This window comes from Pseudomonas faucium (genome assembly GCF_021602585.1).
GTDB lineage: Bacteria > Pseudomonadota > Gammaproteobacteria > Pseudomonadales > Pseudomonadaceae > Aquipseudomonas > Aquipseudomonas faucium.
The window spans coordinates 1-15977 of the sequence record NZ_BQIP01000028.1 but is presented as its reverse complement, the minus strand read 5'-3'; the positions used below and the strand labels follow the sequence as shown (position 1 = coordinate 15977).

Below are 15977 nucleotides of genomic sequence, written 5' to 3'. Positions count from 1 at the left end.
GTTTTCGTGCATATTTAATCCCCGCTAATGCGCTCATGGATGCCGCGCCCGATCTGCCGGGGGTCTGCCGTATCCATCGCCTCTTTCTGGCGGATTTATTGTCAGGCATTACGCTATTCCGTTCAGGGAATAGGTCGAACGGCTGTACAAAGCCCATGTCTGACATGCGTGTGTAAGGATTCCTGCGTGCTGTATCGCTAGCAGGCACAGACGTTTCGCGCTTCGGTTCATTACTCTTTTTCGCCTATCGAATTGCAATGGCCGCACTTCACCGAGCCCGAGTGAGGGCGGATGTCACCGGTTTGAGGATTACTTCATTGGCAGTCAGTACACTGGATACCCACGCCTTGTTTGCACTTGGCGACTTGCGCGGTAAGTTGGCCAAGCTGTTTCAAGGCCGTTTCATATATGTCACCGAACAAAACCCCGAAGGCCTGTACATGGCCGAAATCGATACCGATAGCGCATTGGTTGTCGATGACAAGCAGCGCCTGGAGTTGAAGGTAGGGGATCATTTCCGTGCAGCCGTATTGCCCAGCCGCGAAGGCGGCAAGTTGGAAATGCGCTTTCGCGAGATCAAGCTCAATGTCTACGGCGTAGGCGACTATGCCTTTGTTTCGGTACCTGAAGGTGAGGGCATCGTCTTCCGTGAAGGCCAGGGCGTGATGCTGGTGTTCGCGGCCCAGCAGCAAGTGCAGGAAGGCTTGGGCAAGCTGCTCAAGGCGGTTACCGGCAAGGTCGCGAAATGGCGCAAGGGCGAACTGACCACTTTCAAGGCCAGTGAATGAGCGAGCCAGGCGAGGAAACCGGCAGCCGTGCCGCGTTTCATCGGCAGTACCAGGCGCAGGCGACAGCCCAGGCCGAAGCCCTGCTGGCTCGGCGTGAAGCGCTGCAAGGCGCCTGGTTGAGCTGGGTGGCCGCACAGTTGTACCAGCTTACCCCGCCGCCCTATGCGGCAATGGTGCGACGGGAGCTGCAGCGCCTCACCCAGCAGTGAGGCGAGCGTCACTCAGTTACCGCGATGGCCGCCGCTGCTGGTTTCATCGGGTACCGGCTCCTTGGCCATGCGCTTGCGAAACAGCGCTGCACGCGCCAGCAGCAGCGTGGTCACCGGTACGGTGATCGACAGCAGGATAGGTATCAGCCAGGCGTGCAGCACCGGGCTTTGCTTGAGCCACGAAAAATACAGGATCGACGCCAGCGCAACGCACCAGGCGCCGATGGTCGAGGCCAGCGCCGGCGGGTGCATGCGCTGGAAGTAGTCCTTCAGGCGCACCAGCCCGATCGCACCGACCAGGGCGAACAGGCTGCCAATCAACAGCAGTGCCGCCGTCACCAGCTCCAGCCAGAACGGCAGTTCAAGGGCCTGGCTCATTCGATCACCTCGCCGCGCAGCAGGAACTTGGCCAGGGCGAATGAGCCGACGAAGCCGAACAGTGCAATGAGCAGAGCGCCCTCGAAGTAGGTGTCACTGGCATAGCGAATGCCCAGCACCAGCATCATCAGCATGCCCAGGATGTACAGGTAGTCCAGTGCCAGCACCCGGTCCTGGGCGGACGGGCCGCGAAACACCCGGATCAGCGCCAGGCCCATGGCCAGGGCGAAGATGAACAGGCTGGCGAGGACTGCGTTGGCGAGCAGGCCTGTCATTCGAAAATCTCCATCAGCGGGCGTTCGTAAGTGTGTTTGAAGTGCTCGATGAAGGCCGCTTCGTCTTCCAGGTCGAACACGTGCAATAGCAGGACGCTGCGGTCCAGGGCCAGCTCGGACCAGACGGTGCCAGGCACCACGGTGGTGATCATCGACAGCGCGGCCAGGCCGTGGGCGTCGTGCAGGTCGAGCGGGATGTGCACGAACGCCGAGCGCGGCGCTTGCTTGCCGGCCCGCAGTACGCCACGGGCGACCAGCAGGTTGGACACGATCACATCGATACCGACGCGGGCGATCAGCTTGGCGATCACCAGCGGCCGGCGCACATGGGCGCGTTGTGGCCGCAATGGCGCCATCAGCAGCGGGGCCAGTACCGCCAATGCGGCGGCCAGCAGCACGTTGCCAGGGCTGACCGACAAGTTCATCAGCAACCACAAGCCGAACAGCGCGACGGACAGCAGCGGAGCAGGGAACAATCGGCTCATGGCTGCACCTGTTCGTCGAGGGTGGTCGGGCCCGGGATGGGGCGTGCAGCCATCACCGCTTCGATATAGCGCTCGGGCGTCTGCAGGCTGGCGGCGGTGTCCTGGGTGTAGCGCAGCAACGGCTCGGCCCTGAAGCTGAGGATGATGCACAGGCCCAGCAGGATCACGATCGGCAGGCATTCATAACGGCGCAAAACCGGCGAAGGCCGCTCTTCAGGCTTCCAGAAGCGCTGGATGCCCACGCGGCCGAAGGCAATCAGCGAGGCCATGCCCGACAGCACCAGCAAGGCCACCAGGCCCCAGCCCGCGGCAGGCAGCGGTTGCTCGGCGGCAACACCCAGCCCTAGCGGGTTGAACAATGCGCTGATCAGGTTCAGTTTGCCGACGAAGCCCGACAGCGGCGGCATGCCGATGATCAGCAGGGCGCAGGCAATGAAGCTCAGGCCCAGGAAGGCCATCGTCCAGGGGATGATCTGCCCGATCACCGCCTTTTGCTCGTCGTCCAGGTTGATGCCCTTGGGCGGGTGCAAGGACTCGAGCGGCGACGGCATGGCGTCCTCTTCGTCATCCAGCGGCGCTTCGTTGGCCGAGCGCGAGCGCTCGACCAGCTCGGCGAGCAAAAACAGCGCGCACAGTGCCAGGGTCGAGTTCACCAGGTAGAACAGCGCCGCGCCGGTCAGGGCGGGCTGGGCGAAACCGATGGCGCCGAGCAGGGTGCCGGCGGAGACCAGGATGCTCAGAGCGGCCATGCGCTCCAGGCGCTGGGCTGCAAGTATCGACAGCGCCGCGACGGCCAGGGTGGCGAGGCCGCCATACACCAGCCATTGCCCGCCGAAATGCGCGGAGGCACCTGCCTGCCCGGAGAACAGCAGGGTCCACAAGCGCAGCACGGCATACAGGCCAACCTTGGTCATGATCGCGAACAGCGCGGCAACCGGTGCGCTGGCCGAGGCATAGGCCGGCACCAGCCAGAAGTTCAGTGGCCAGATCCCGGCCTTGACCAGGAACGCCATGGCCAGCACCGCGGCGCCGGCATGCAGCAGGCCGCGGTCGGCTTCCGGCACCAGCGGGATCTTCAACGCCAGGTCAGCCATGTTGAGCGTGCCGGTCACGCCATAGAGCATGGCGGCGCCGATCAGGAACAAGGAGGAGGCGAACAGGTTGATGGCGATGTAGTGCAGGCCTGCTCGCACCCGTGCCCGGCCCGAACCATGCAGCAACAGGCCATACGAGGCTGCCAGCAGTACCTCGAAGAACACGAACAGGTTGAACAGGTCGGCAGTGAGAAACGCCCCGTACAGGCCCATCAGCTGAATCTGGAACAAGGCATGGAAGCTGGCGCCCGCGCTATCCCAGCGGGCGCGGGCAAACAGCAATGCACTGAGGCCGATGACCCCGGTCAGGGTCAGCAGCAGTGCCGAAAGGTGGTCGAGCACCAGTACGATGCCGAACGGCGCTGGCCAGTTGCCCGGCAGGTAAACGCCAATCGACTCTGCCTGCCCCTGGGTGCGCACCCACAGCAGCAAGCTGACGGCGATGGCCAGGCCGGTGAAGGTCGACAGCAGGTTGAGGCGCCCCTTGAGCTGGCGATGCTTCTCGCCCAGCAGCAACATCAGCGCTGCGGTCAGCAGCGGCAACAGGATGGGCGCGACGATCAGTTGACTCATCCCTGTCATTCGTCACGCTCCCGGCCGTCCACATGGTCGGTGCCGGTGAGGCCGCGCGATGCCAGCAATACCACCAGGAACAACGCGGTCATGGCGAAGCTGATCACGATCGCGGTCAGCACCAGGGCCTGGGGCAGTGGGTCGGTGTAGTGCAGCAGGTCCTGGGTCACGCCCTCCTTGATGATCGGCTCCTTGCCGATGAACAGGCTGCCCATGCTGAAGATGAACAGGTTGACCCCATACGACAGCAGGCATAGGCCCATGATTACCTGGTAGGTGCGGGGGCGCAGGATCAACCACACCCCGGAGGCGGCCAGTACACCGATGGCGACTGCTATGACTTCTTCCATCAGGCGGCTCCTGCTTGGCTGGTTTTCGACGAATTGCCCGGGCGATAGGCGCGGACCGACTGGTGCGCCAGGGCAGTGAGGATCAGCAGGGTCGAGCCGACCACCACGGTGTACACGCCGATGTCGAAGAACAGCGCGCTGGCCACATGCACGTCGCCCAGCAGCGGCAGGTGCAGGTGGGCGGTGTGGGTGGTGAGGAACGGATAGCCCAGCAGCATGGCACCGACCCCGGTCAGGGTGGCGCACAGCAGCCCGGTGCCCATCCAGCGCAGCGGCCGCAGGCTCATCTGTGCCTCCACCCACTGGGTGCCGGCGACCATGTACTGCAGGATGAACGCCACCGACATCACCAGGCCTGCGACGAAACCGCCGCCTGGCTGGTTGTGGCCGCGCATGAACAGGTACATCGACACCAGCAGGGCGATCGGCAGCAGCAGGCGAACCAGCACCGCTGGCACCATCATGAAGCCCAGGGCGGTGTCGGTGGCATGGCGTGGGTTGATCAGGTCGGTGACCACGTCAGGAGCCAGCAGGCGCTGCTGGGAAGGCAGCTGCATGCTCTCCTTGGGTGGGCGGAAGCGGCGCAGCAGGGCGAACACGGTGAGTGCCACGGCCACCAGCACGGTAATCTCGCCGAGCGTGTCGAAACCGCGGAAGTCCACCAGCATCACATTGACCACGTTGGTGCCACCGCCTTGGGGCAGGGCCCGGCTCAGGTAGAACGAGGAGATGTCATTGGGCGTGGGCCGCGTCAGCATGGCGTAGGACAGCACGGCCATGCCGGCGCCGACCAGGATGGCCAGCACCAGGTCGCGCAAGCGCCGCACACGCGCCCGCTCAAGGCTCCCGGGCAAAGGCGAGACGCCTTCGATACGCCGTGGCAGCCAGCGCAGGCCGAGCAGGATCAGCACCGTGGTGACCACTTCCACCACAAGTTGGGTCAGGGCCAGGTCGGGTGCGGAGAACCAGACGAAAGTGATGCAGGTCATCAGGCCGCAGACGCTGACCATGATCAGTGCGGCCAGGCGGTGGTACTTGGCCTGGTAGGCAGCGCCGATGGCGCAGGCAATGGCAATCAGCCACAGCGCGACGAACACGCCGGAGCCCGGGATCTTGGGCCGGTCGCCCCAACTCAGGCCGCTGTACAGCATGGGCGTGAGGCCGGCGAGGAAGGCCGCCAGCACCAGCATGAACAGTTGCGACTGCAGGCGGCGGCTGGTCAGCAGCTTCTCGACCCGCCGGGCCAGCAGCATCAGGCGCACCTGGCCATGTTCGAACAGGCGCTTGCCATTGAAGCGCTCGATCAGCGGCGGGTTCGGGAAGCGCCCCAGGCGCAGCTGGTTGCGCAGCAGCAGGTAGAGCACGACGCCACCGCTCATGGCCACCAGACTCATGATCAGCGGGGCGTTCCAGCCGTGCCAGATGGCCAGGCTGTATTCCGGCAGGGTGCCGCCCACCACGGGCAGGGCGGCGGCGGCCAGCAGCGGGCCGACCGATTGTGCGGGGAAGATGCCGACCACCAGGCAGGTGAGCACCAGCAGCTCGACCGGCGCACGCATCCAGCGAGGGGGTTCATGCGGGGTGTGCGGCAAGTCCTGGGCGGGCGGGCCGAAGAACACATCGACCGTGAAGCGCAGGGCGTAGGCGACGCTGAAGGTGCCGGCGAGGGTGGCGATCACTGGCAGCGCGGCCTCGACCCAGGCGGTCGAGGAAATGAACACGGTCTCGGCGAAGAACATTTCCTTGGACAGGAAGCCGTTCATCAGCGGTACGCCCGCCATCGAGGCGCTGGCCACCATGGCCAGTGTCGCGGTGTAGGGCACCAGGCGGATCAGCCCGCTGAGGCGGCGGATGTCGCGGGTGCCGCTTTCGTGGTCGATGATGCCGGCGGCCATGAACAGCGAGGCCTTGAAGGTGGCATGGTTGAGGATGTGGAACACAGCGGCCACGGCGGCCAGCGGGCTGTTCAGGCCCAGCAGCAGGGTGATCAGGCCCAGGTGGCTGATGGTGGAATAGGCCAGCAGGCCCTTGAGGTCGTTCTGGAACATGGCCGCGAAGGCGCCCAGCAGCAGGGTCAGGGCGCCGGCGCCGCCGACGATCCAGAACCACTCCTCGCTGCCCGATAGCACCGGCCACAGCCGCGCGAGCAGGAACACCCCGGCCTTGACCATGGTCGCCGAGTGCAGGTAGGCAGAGACCGGCGTGGGCGCCGCCATGGCGTGGGGCAGCCAGAAATGGAAGGGGAACTGCGCGCTCTTGCTGAGCGCACCGAGCAGGATCAAGGGCAGCAGCACGGGATACAGCGCATGCTGGCGGATGACATCGCCAGCGGCCAGCACCTTGTCCAGGTCGTAGCTGCCGACCACATGGCCAAGCAGCAGCGCGCCCACCAGCAGGCACAGGCCGCCGGCCCCTGTGACCATCAGCGCCATGTAGGCGCCGCGGCGGGCATCGGCGCGGTGGTGCCAGTAGCCGATCAGCAGGAACGAGAACAGGCTGGTCAGCTCCCAGAAGAACACCAGCTGAATCAGGTTGCCGGAGATCACCAGGCCGAGCATGGCACCCATGAACGCCAGGAAGAAGGCGAAGAAGCGCGGCACCGGGTCTTGTGGCGACATGTAGTAGCGCGCATACAGCGACACCAGGCTACCGATGCCCAGCACCAGCAGCGAGAACAGCCAGGCGAAGCCGTCCATGCGCAGCACGAGGTTCAAGCCGAGGCTGGGCAGCCAGAGGAATTCTTCGCGGATGACGCCGCCGTCGGCGATCTGGGGGTACAGCAGTGCTACCTGGACCGTGCCGACCAGGGCCACGAGCCCCGTAAGGATGGACTCGGCATTACGTGCGTTGTGCGGCAGCACAGCTGCCAGGCAACTGCCCACGAACGGCAGAAGCAGTAGCACTATCAATGACATAGCGTTCTATTCTGGAAAGGTTTGCAAGGATCATACGTGCCGAGCAGGTGATCACCAACACGCAAGCTGTCGCAGAATCATACAAACATGGCGTGACAAGCCATTTTTTTATAACAGTTTTTTACAAAGCATAGCTGCAGTTGCGCGCTTTACCGGCCGGTTTCGTGTTCCTGATCGTGCGCTATCTCGACGGGTTCGCTGGCCTCGCGGGTGCGGCGCAGCTTCAATTCGCTCACCACCACGGCCACCACGATCAACACACCGCCCAGCAGCGCCACGCCGGGCAGGCGGTCGCCGGCGATGCGCCCGACAATCCCGGCCCACACCGGCTCCCCGGCGTAGATCAGGGTGGCGCGGGTTGGCGATACCGATTGCTGCGCCCAGTTCATCGCCACCTGGATCACCGCGCTCATGGCTCCCAGGCCGAGCGCGCTGAGCAGCAACAGCCAGGAGAAGTCGGGGAGGCGCTCCTGGGTCGGGACGATCATCAGGAACGCCAGCAACGAGGCGGTGGCCAGTTGCACCACGGTCACCCGGCGCACATCGACCTGGCCTGCGTAGCGGCTGATGAGGATGATCTCGCCGGCGATGGCCACGGCGCTGACCAGGGTGACCACTTCGCCTTCACTAAAATGCAGGGCGCCGCCCTGTGGCCCGGCCAGCAGCATCAGGCCGATGAACGCCAGGCAGATGCCGATGCTGGGCATCAGCCCTGGCCGGCGCCCCAGTACCAGCCACTGCAACAGTGGCACGAACGGCACGTAGAGCGCGGTGATGAACGCCGACTGGCTGCTGCTGATGGTCTGCAGGCCCATGGTCTGCAAGCCGTAGCCGAGCATGATGGTCACGCCGATCAGCACCCCGGCCTTGAGCTCGGTGAAGGTCAGCCCAGGCAGTGCCCGCGCCGACACCAGGCCGACGAACAAGGCCGCCGCGGCAAAGCGCAGGCCGACGAAGAACATCGGGCCGCTGACGGTCATGACGTTGTGCACCAGCAGGAAGGTGCCGCCCCACAGCATGGTGATGAACACCAGGACCATTTCGGCCTTGCTCAGGCGAAACGACAGGGAGGTCTTCGGGCTGCTGGTCGGTAGGCTCATGCGCTTGCACACTCAGAGGGGGGCGGCGCACAATCGGCGCAAAGTGGGCAGTATACTGCGCAACCTGGGTAAGTGAGCAATATAGTGCACAAAGAATCCACGCACCGCGCGTCGGTGCTGCAGCATGTCAGCTTCAACGTTCGCAGCCTGCGCAATGCCGCTGCCATGAGCCAGACCACGCTGGCCGAGCGCTCCGGGGTCAGCCGGCGCATGCTGGTGGCAATCGAGGCAGGCGAAAAGAATGTCAGCCTGACCACCCTGGACTTGATCGCCGAGGCCCTTGGGGTGGCGTTCAGTACGCTCATCCAGGCACCCGACCAGCGCGACCCCAGCCGTATCGACGAACTGGCCTGGGCAGGGGTGCACCCGCAGAGCAAGGCGGTGCTGCTGGCCAGCAGCGCGGCGCGGCGCGAGGTGGAAATCTGGGAGTGGACCCTGGCGCCAGGCGAATGCTACGTCAGCGAAGCCGACGCCGAGGGGTGGAGCGAGCAGATCTATGTGGCCGAAGGCCAGCTCACGCTGATCATCGAAGAGGCCGAGCACTGCCTGCAGGTCGGCCAGTTCCATGTGTTTGCCAGCAACTGCCGGTACGCGTATCGCAACGATAGCGCTGTGACCACGCGCTTCGTGCGCAACGTGGTGATCTGATCGCGACCTGTCATCGGTCCAGCAGCTCGTCCGTCTTCACCACCTTGGCATAGGCGAACGCCAGCGCGGCCATTGCCGAGGCATGGACGTCCGCCGCCGGCACCTGCTTGCCATCGAAGTCCAGCGCCAGGGTGGCGCAGGCATCATGCGCCACGGTGACGTCATAGCCGAGGTCGGCCGCGGCGCGGGTGGCAGCGTCGATGCACATGTGGCTCATGCTGCCGACGATGGTCAGGGCCTCGATGCCGTGCTGGTCCAGGGTGCCCTTGAGGGGTGTATCGCGAAACGCATTGACCTTGTGTTTGAGCACCACGGGTTCGCCCTCTTGGGGCTGCACCTTGCTGTGGATCGCCGCACCGGGCGATGCCGGCGCGAAGAAGGGGGCGTCGGCCGCTTCGAACTCATGGCGCACATGCACCACCAGGTCACCGCGCTGGCGCGCTGCGGCCAGCAGCCTTGCGGCATTGTCGGCGGCCTGTTCGGCGCCTTCGAGCGTCCATTTGCCGCCGGGGAAGTAATCGTTCTGGATGTCGATGATGATCAACGCCTGCTTGCTCATGCTGCCTCCTGTGGCGATCGTTGTGACCAGACGCTAGTTATAGGTGCTGCAGCGCTGTACTGCCGGGAAATAGCGCGCAATCACGGCGCGGGTGGATGCGGCCCAGGGCCCGCTTCGGCCAGGTGATCCTGGCGGTTACGCAGCGGGCACTCCTTCAGCGATAGGCAGCCGCAGCCAATGCAGCCGTCCAGCTGGTCGCGCAACATCACCATCTCATCGATGCGTCGGCTGAGGTCCTCACGCCAGCGCGCCGATAACCGCTGCCAGTCTTCGGCGGTCGGGGTGTGGTGGCTGGGCAGCGTGGCGAGGGCCGTGGCGATCTCGGCCAGCGGGATGCCCAGGCGCTGGGCCATCTTGATCACCGCCACGCGGCGCAGCATGGCACGCGGGTAGCGACGTTGGTTGCCCGTGTTGCGGCTGCTGTGGATCAGGCCTTTGGTTTCATAGAAGTGCAGGGCGGTAACGGCCACGCCGCTGCGGGCGGCCAGTTGGCCGACGCTCAGTTGGGTGTCCTGCGCTGTCGAGGTGGGGCGTGGCATGCGCAAAAAGCTCTTGACCTTGAGTTAACTGGAGGTTTTACCCTGCTGGCCATCGCGCTGCAAGCGTCCGAAGCAAGGAGACTGACCATGACGGCCACGCCGCATGCTTTGTGGTTTACCCAGATGATCGAATATGAAGTGCCGGTTTCGCGCCAGGCCGCATTGGCCCAGGCCCTGGTCACGCGCAGCGAGGAATTGGCTTTGCGTTGCGAAGGGCTGCAGGGGGTTAGCGTGCAGGCCAGCGATGACGGCAGCCGGGTGCTGCAGTACTTGCAGTGGCAGTCGCGCCAGGCGTGGGCGACGGCGGCACAAAGCTTTGCTCAAGAGCCGTTTCTCGACCTGCTCAGCCAGCACCAGGCGCGGGGTGTCAACTTTACCGCCTACCAGGCGCTACGCAGCCTGGTGCGCGGCGCCGACGGCGGCCTGCATTGCCAGGTGGGCGAGCGTCAGGCGTACCACGGTGCGTAGTGCGGGTAGCGGTCCAGGCGCGCACCGATCACCATCTCGCTGATCCAGGCGGCCAGGATCGAGCTGTAGGCCTTCTGGCTTTCTTCGCTGGAGAGCGCGTGGTCGGCACCGTCGACGATGCGGTGGGTCAGCGAATGGGCGCCGATGAACGCCGAGCGATAGCTCATCAGCGTGGTGTGCGGCACATAGTCGTCCTGCTCGGATTCGACCAGTAGCACATCGCCGGCGAATTCCGCGCAGGCGGCCAGCGCCCGGTTGTCGGCCGGGCCGAGCGGGCGCTGGCGGTAGGCGTTGAGGCGCTGGCGATCGAGGGCTTGCTTGGGGGTGTCCCATTGGTCATCCCAGTACATCGCCGGTACCCGCAACGCCAGCCATTTCACCGGGCGTTGCAGGGTCAGCAAGGTGGCCAGGTAGCCGCCATAACTGCTGCCGATGATGGCGATGGCATTGCTGTCCACGGCGGGGTGATTGGCCAGGCAGTCATAGGCGGCCAACAGGTCCTTGAGATTTTGTTCACGGGTTACCGTCAGCCGCTGGTTCTCGGTCTTCTCATGGCCGCGCAGGTCGAAGGTCATGCATACGCAACCCAGCCCGGTGATGTGCCGGGCGCGAGCCAGGTCACGCTGCTGGCTGCCGCCCCAGCCGTGGACGAAGAGGATGCCGGGCATCTTGCTGCCGGGGCTGACCAACGTACCGGCTATGCTGCCGTTGTCCACCTGCAGCTCTACGCTTTCACTCTGAATGGTCATGCTCGCGAATCCGCGCGAATTTGCTGAGTTGTCCGAGTTCACTGTCGTTTCCTTGATAGAAGAGGGTGGCATCGGCGGGCAGGTCGTGGCTGCCGAACACTTCATGGGTGGAGGCGCGCAGCCGTTGCAGGGCGGGGTCGCTGGCAAATGCCTGCAGCGCCAGCAGTTCGGCGCTGCTGGCGCCACCCGGGCGCCAGGATTGTTCGAGCACGCCGCTGCGCAGGTGGCCCTGGGCATTGCTGCCGCGAGCGATGTCATAGTTGCGCCGCGATGCAATGAAGCCTGGGAAGTGCAGCTCCGCCGCCTGCTCGTAGATGATGGCCTGGTTGATCGCCAGGCGCAGATGATCTTCCAGGGGCAGCTGCAGCAAGGCTTGGTAGTCGCCACGCACCACTAACAGGTCGGAGCCTGCGTAGACTTCGGTGCCCTGGTGGTCGTGGGTCAATTGCTGGGTGCCGTGGTAGCTGCAGGTTATGCCAGCAACGCGGACCTGGCCGACACTGAATGTCTGCACATCACTCAGGTCTTCTTCCAGCACCAGGCCCCAGAGGGCCAGGTCCTGGTCATCGAGGTCGGCCAGCAGCGGCTCCAGTTGCTCCGCTTGGGTGATCACTTTCTGCCCGCGCCCGGCACAGGCCAGCACCGGCTTGAACCGAACGGGGCCATCGAGCAATAGCAACTGCGCTGCGCGGCGGGCGTCGGCTTTACTGAAGACGGTGTAGCCGCGCAGCAGGGCGTCACTGGCCTGCTGGGCGAAGGTATCGGTCCAGCCGGGAGGAAACATGGCGTTGGCAGGCAGCGGGTGGGAAATTGCCTTGGTGGCCATGTAGGGATGGCTCACCAGGCCGCCAAACAGGTCCTGTTCGCTGCGGATGCCCATCGGTGCGTAGCGGGCCGGGTCGATCAGGGTTTCGGTGGGCAGGTAATAGAAGTTGTCCGCAGCACTGGGCGTTTGCACGTTGTGCGCGGTTGCACAGCCCAGCAACTGGGCCAGGCCGGCAGCGAGCTTGAGGTGTACGGCGCGCTCGTGCTCCGGGGTGTGTTCGCGGGTGTCGAGCAGCACGACGGCAGTCTTCGGGTCGCAGGCGCTGGGCATGGGCATCGACCTGTCTGCAGGGAATGTACTGGTTGTGAAGCTTGTGCCTGCGGGAAGTTCAGCCGCAGTCGATCGAAGGTAGGGGCGTTGCACACGGGCGTTGCCTGGGCCTGGATGATTGCAGCGCTGGGATGGCTGCTCCATTATCGACATCCTGGATCAACCAAGATGTGTCCGCAGGAGTGCGCATGAACGTTCAGACCACGATAGAGCAGAGTGTGCCGCAGCGCCTGGCGCGCGTGCGCGAAGTGATGGCCGAGGCGGGTATGGATGCCCTGCTGGTGCCCTCGGCAGATCCGCATCTTTCCGAATACATGCCGGGCTACTGGCAAGGGCGCCGCTGGTTGTCGGGGTTCGAAGGTTCGGTCGGCACGCTGGTGGTCACGGCGGATTTTGCCGGGCTGTGGGCCGACAGCCGCTACTGGGAGCAAGCCGAGAAAGAGTTGGCGGGCAGTGGCATCGAGCTGATGAAGCTGCAGCCGGGCAAGCCGGGTGCGCTGGAGTGGCTGGGTGATAACGTCGTCGCTGGCGGCGCCGTGGCCGTGGATGGCGCGGTGATGGCCCTGGCTTCGGCGCGTCAGCTCGAAGAGCGCCTGAGCGCTCGTGGGGTGCGGCTGGTGACTGACCTTGACGTGCTGGGCAAGGTCTGGGAAGGGCGCCCGGCATTGCCAGGCAACCCGGTGTACCAACACCTGCCGCCCCATGCCACGGTGAGCCGTGCCGAAAAGCTGGCCCAGCTGCGCAGCACCTTGAAGGAGAAGGGGGTTGATTGGCATTTCCTGGCCACCCTCGATGACATCGCCTGGCTGTTCAACTTGCGTGGCAGCGATGTGTCCTACAACCCGGTGTTTGTCTCCTTTGCGCTGATCAGCCAGGAACAAGCCATTCTCTTCGTGGGTGCCGAAAAGCTCGATGATCACTTGCGCCATGTGCTGGAGGTGGACGGCATCGAGGTGCGTGACTACCCGCAGGTGCAGCAGGCGCTAGCAGGTTTGGCTGCAGGCAGCCGGCTGCTGGTCGACCCTGCTCGGGTGACGTGCGGCCTGTTGAAGAACCTGGACGGCCAGGTGCAGTTGGTCGAAGGGCTGAACCCGACCACCTTGAGCAAATCACGCAAGGGGGCCGAAGAGCTGGTGCATATCCGCCGGGTCATGGAGCAGGATGGCGCGGCTTTGTGCGAATTCTTCGCCTGGTTCGAGGCGCATCTGGGCAAGGAGGTCATCACCGAGCTGACCATCGATGAGCAATTGAGCGCTGCACGAGCGCGTCGGCCCGATTTCGTCTCGCTGAGCTTCTCCACCATTGCCGCCTTCAATGGCAATGGCGCGATGCCGCATTATCGGGCGACCGAGCAATCCCATGCAGTAATCGAGGGGGATGGCTTGCTGTTGATCGATTCGGGCGGGCAATACCTGGGCGGTACTACCGATATCACCCGGATGGTCCCGGTGGGTACGCCGAGCCTTGCGCAGAAGCAGGACTGCACGCGCGTGCTCAAGGGGGTGATTGCCCTGTCACGGGCTACCTTCCCCCGCGGCATTCTCTCGCCGCTGCTCGATGCCATCGCGCGTGCGCCGATCTGGGCAGACCAGGTCGACTATGGCCACGGGACCGGCCATGGCGTGGGCTATTTCATGAACGTGCACGAAGGGCCGCAGGTCATCGCCTACCAGGCGGCAACCACCCCGCAGACAGCCATGCAGGTCGGGATGATCAGCTCGATCGAGCCCGGCACCTATCGCCCGGGTGCCTGGGGGGTACGTATCGAGAACCTGGTGGTGAACCGCGAAGCCGGCAACAGTGCGTTCGGCGACTTCCTGAACTTCGAAACCTTGACGTTGTGCCCCATCGATACCCGCTGCCTGCTGCCGGAACGGCTGACCCAGGAAGAGCTGGGCTGGCTCAACGATTATCACGCAACCGTGCGCGAACGTATTGCGCCATTGCTCAAGGGCAACGCACTGGCCTGGCTGCAGGCGCGTACTGCGCCGTTGTAAGAGGGCGGGAGGCTATTAAAAAGGGCAGCTCATGGGCTGCCCTTCTTTATTACTTGCAGATGACGATCATGCTGCGGCTGGTGTAGCCGGCAGGGTTGATGCCAAACAGGTAGTCACCCGGTTCTTCGTCGGTGTCCCCCGAGCGCGCAACGACCTTGTAGCCGCGCTTGCTGCAGGAGGTGGCCGCTTTGCTGTAGCACTTGTCCCACGACGAGGAGAGGCCGGAGCAGTTGATATGCAGGCCCTTTTTCCCCTGTTTGACCTCAGTCTTCGCCGTCGCGGCGCATCCAGCAATGGCCAAAACGGCCAGGATGAGCAAAATACGTTTCATTCCTGTCCTTAAATGCAGGGTTGGCTTTGTGCCTTACCCTTCGGTTATCGCTGCGTTTCTTCCTGAATTCCCCGGCATCCGTGCGCATACAAGTAGATAGCGTGAAGATTATGCTTTTGTGACAGCTTAATCAGCGAGGCGGGGCGCCACAATGGCTAATGCCGTCACAAATGCAAAGTTTTCTCAAATCAGTCCGCGGCTACTGCTGGTGTGCTGTCGCGGCGCATCGAAAGCGTAGCGCCTACAGAGGCCGCAATGATGGCAAGAATGGCCAGCCATTGGCTTACGCTCAGTACCTCGCCCAGGAACAATAGTCCGGAAAGTGCCCCGATTGCAGGTTCGACGCTCATCAGGGTGCCGAAGGTGCGTGCGGGCATGCGGGTCAGGGCAACCATTTCCAGGCTGTAAGGCAAGGCGGTCGAGAGGACAGCCACGCCCAGCGCCAAGGGAATGAGCGCGGGTGTGAGCAACGCGCTGCCAGCATGGACGATGCCGATGGGGGCCACGAACAGGGCCGCGACCACGACGCCCAGTGCCGCGCTCTGAATGCCATGTTCGGCGCCGGCACGTTGGCCAAAGAGGATGTACAGCGCCCAGCAGACTCCTGCCCCCAGTGCATAACCAACGCCTGTCAGGTCCAGGGGCTGGCCGCTGTCGCCGATTGGAATCAGCAGCAGCAGGCCGGCAACGGCCAGGCCAATCCAGAGAAAATCAATAGCCCGTCGCGAGGCGAACAGGGCCACGGCCAACGGGCCGGTGAATTCCAGGGCTACGGCGATACCCAGCGGGGTGGTCTGCAGAGCCATATAGAAGAGGAAGTTCATGCCGCCCAACGCCATGCCATAGATGACCACGTTGCGCAGGGTGCTGGCGGTCATGCGCACGCGCCATGGGCGCAGTATCGCCAGCATGATGATGCTGGCGAATACCAGGCGCAGGGTGGTGGTGCCCTGTGCGCCAACGATGGGGAACATGCTTTTTGCCAATGAGGCGCCGGATTGAATCGATGCCATGGCGATCAGCAGCAAGCCGACAGGGAAGAGCATGGCGGCCAGGCTGCGAGGCTGGGTGTTCATTTGTGGAAGGGAATCCTTAGAGGGGTGGGGCTGTGTGAGCACTATAGTGCGCAAATGCTGGGTAGCGGTGCAAGGTGCAAAGGGGGCGCACTTTCAAATAAATGAACGGCAGGGGTTGACGGGCTTTCGAATCCCCTTATAATGCGCCCCACTTCCAGCGTAGTCGGAACGAGAAACTCCTTGAGATTCAATGAGTTACTTAGTCCAGGTAGTGCTGGAGGTGCTTCGATCGTCTGATCGATAGCGGTTGAAAAGGTGGTTGACAGCGCTTCTAAACGCTGTATGATTCGCCTCCCGCTACGAGAGATCGCAGCGAGCCAAGTGTTTGAAGCTAAACGAGTTTCTCG

The 15977-nt window shown here is 63.9% G+C and carries 18 protein-coding genes; 5 read left to right on the top strand and 13 right to left on the bottom strand.

Annotated elements, in window-relative coordinates; translation table 11 throughout:
• Positions 1-317: 317 nt before the first annotated feature.
• Positions 318-788 (top strand): hypothetical protein, encoded by a 471-nt coding sequence (locus tag L6D75_RS23970; RefSeq protein ID WP_176516365.1) that lies wholly within the window; start codon positions 318-320, stop codon positions 786-788.
• Complete coding sequence (locus tag L6D75_RS23965; RefSeq protein WP_176516280.1) at positions 785-997, top strand: hypothetical protein; 213 nt, start codon at positions 785-787, stop codon at positions 995-997. The genes L6D75_RS23970 and L6D75_RS23965 overlap by 4 nt, the downstream gene beginning before the upstream one ends.
• A 12-nt stretch (positions 998-1009) precedes the next feature.
• Here the strand turns inward: L6D75_RS23965 and L6D75_RS23960 are convergent, their stop codons facing one another.
• The 7 genes from L6D75_RS23960 to L6D75_RS23930 all read right to left on the bottom strand — a co-directional run bounded on the left by L6D75_RS23960 (position 1010) and on the right by L6D75_RS23930 (position 8167).
• On the bottom strand, positions 1010-1375 hold the full coding sequence (locus tag L6D75_RS23960; protein ID WP_176516278.1) for a Na+/H+ antiporter subunit G: 366 nt from the start codon (positions 1373-1375) through the stop codon (positions 1010-1012).
• Complete coding sequence (locus L6D75_RS23955) at positions 1372-1650, bottom strand: K+/H+ antiporter subunit F (protein ID WP_016393160.1); 279 nt, start codon at positions 1648-1650, stop codon at positions 1372-1374. The genes L6D75_RS23960 and L6D75_RS23955 overlap by 4 nt, the downstream gene beginning before the upstream one ends.
• Positions 1647-2135, bottom strand: coding sequence for a Na+/H+ antiporter subunit E (locus L6D75_RS23950; RefSeq protein ID WP_176516275.1), 489 nt, complete (start codon positions 2133-2135; stop codon positions 1647-1649). Before L6D75_RS23950 ends, L6D75_RS23955 begins: the two co-directional genes overlap by 4 nt.
• Positions 2132-3811: a monovalent cation/H+ antiporter subunit D gene (locus L6D75_RS23945; protein WP_176516273.1), complete on the bottom strand. Its 1680-nt coding sequence runs from the start codon at positions 3809-3811 to the stop codon at positions 2132-2134. Before L6D75_RS23945 ends, L6D75_RS23950 begins: the two co-directional genes overlap by 4 nt.
• Positions 3808-4152, bottom strand: a complete 345-nt coding sequence (locus L6D75_RS23940; RefSeq protein ID WP_012315281.1) for a Na+/H+ antiporter subunit C — start codon at positions 4150-4152, stop codon at positions 3808-3810. Before L6D75_RS23940 ends, L6D75_RS23945 begins: the two co-directional genes overlap by 4 nt.
• Positions 4152-7067: a monovalent cation/H+ antiporter subunit A gene (locus L6D75_RS23935; protein ID WP_176516271.1), complete on the bottom strand. Its 2916-nt coding sequence runs from the start codon at positions 7065-7067 to the stop codon at positions 4152-4154. The genes L6D75_RS23940 and L6D75_RS23935 overlap by 1 nt, the downstream gene beginning before the upstream one ends.
• 149 nt (positions 7068-7216) lie before the next feature.
• The gene (locus tag L6D75_RS23930) at positions 7217-8167 is read right to left on the bottom strand and encodes a DMT family transporter (RefSeq protein ID WP_176516269.1); all 951 of its coding nucleotides are present in this window, start codon (positions 8165-8167) and stop codon (positions 7217-7219) included.
• 84 nt (positions 8168-8251) lie between these two features.
• Here L6D75_RS23930 and L6D75_RS23925 point away from each other — a divergent pair, with 84 nt between their 5' ends.
• On the top strand, positions 8252-8815 hold the full coding sequence (locus tag L6D75_RS23925) for a helix-turn-helix domain-containing protein (RefSeq protein WP_176516267.1): 564 nt from the start codon (positions 8252-8254) through the stop codon (positions 8813-8815).
• A gap of 10 nt (positions 8816-8825) precedes the next feature.
• Here L6D75_RS23925 and L6D75_RS23920 read toward each other — a convergent pair whose 3' ends face one another.
• Positions 8826-9374, bottom strand: a complete 549-nt coding sequence (locus L6D75_RS23920; RefSeq protein ID WP_176516265.1) for a cysteine hydrolase family protein — start codon at positions 9372-9374, stop codon at positions 8826-8828.
• A gap of 80 nt (positions 9375-9454) precedes the next feature.
• The gene (soxR, locus tag L6D75_RS23915) at positions 9455-9913 is read right to left on the bottom strand and encodes a redox-sensitive transcriptional activator SoxR (RefSeq protein ID WP_176516263.1); all 459 of its coding nucleotides are present in this window, start codon (positions 9911-9913) and stop codon (positions 9455-9457) included.
• A gap of 87 nt (positions 9914-10000) precedes the next feature.
• Between soxR and L6D75_RS23910 the strand changes: the two genes are divergently transcribed.
• Positions 10001-10381, top strand: coding sequence for an antibiotic biosynthesis monooxygenase (locus L6D75_RS23910; protein WP_176516261.1), 381 nt, complete (start codon positions 10001-10003; stop codon positions 10379-10381).
• Here the strand turns inward: L6D75_RS23910 and L6D75_RS23905 are convergent.
• Together L6D75_RS23905 and L6D75_RS23900 are read right to left on the bottom strand one after the other, a co-directional pair.
• On the bottom strand, positions 10360-11130 hold the full coding sequence (locus tag L6D75_RS23905; RefSeq protein ID WP_176516258.1) for an alpha/beta hydrolase family protein: 771 nt from the start codon (positions 11128-11130) through the stop codon (positions 10360-10362). The genes L6D75_RS23910 and L6D75_RS23905 overlap by 22 nt on opposite strands.
• Entirely contained in the window at positions 11114-12232 is a 1119-nt protein-coding gene (locus L6D75_RS23900) for a DUF3182 family protein (protein WP_176516256.1), read from the bottom strand. Before L6D75_RS23900 ends, L6D75_RS23905 begins: the two co-directional genes overlap by 17 nt.
• Positions 12233-12414: 182 nt before the next feature.
• Between L6D75_RS23900 and L6D75_RS23895 the strand changes: the two genes are divergently transcribed.
• Entirely contained in the window at positions 12415-14223 is a 1809-nt protein-coding gene (locus L6D75_RS23895; RefSeq protein WP_176516254.1) for an aminopeptidase P family protein, read from the top strand.
• A 49-nt stretch (positions 14224-14272) separates the two neighbouring features.
• Here L6D75_RS23895 and L6D75_RS23890 read toward each other — a convergent pair whose 3' ends face one another.
• Positions 14273-14554, bottom strand: coding sequence for a hypothetical protein (locus tag L6D75_RS23890; protein ID WP_176516251.1), 282 nt, complete (start codon positions 14552-14554; stop codon positions 14273-14275).
• 188 nt (positions 14555-14742) lie between these two features.
• On the bottom strand, positions 14743-15630 hold the full coding sequence (gene rhtA, locus L6D75_RS23885) for a threonine/homoserine exporter RhtA (protein ID WP_176516249.1): 888 nt from the start codon (positions 15628-15630) through the stop codon (positions 14743-14745).
• Positions 15631-15977: the final 347 nt, after the last annotated feature.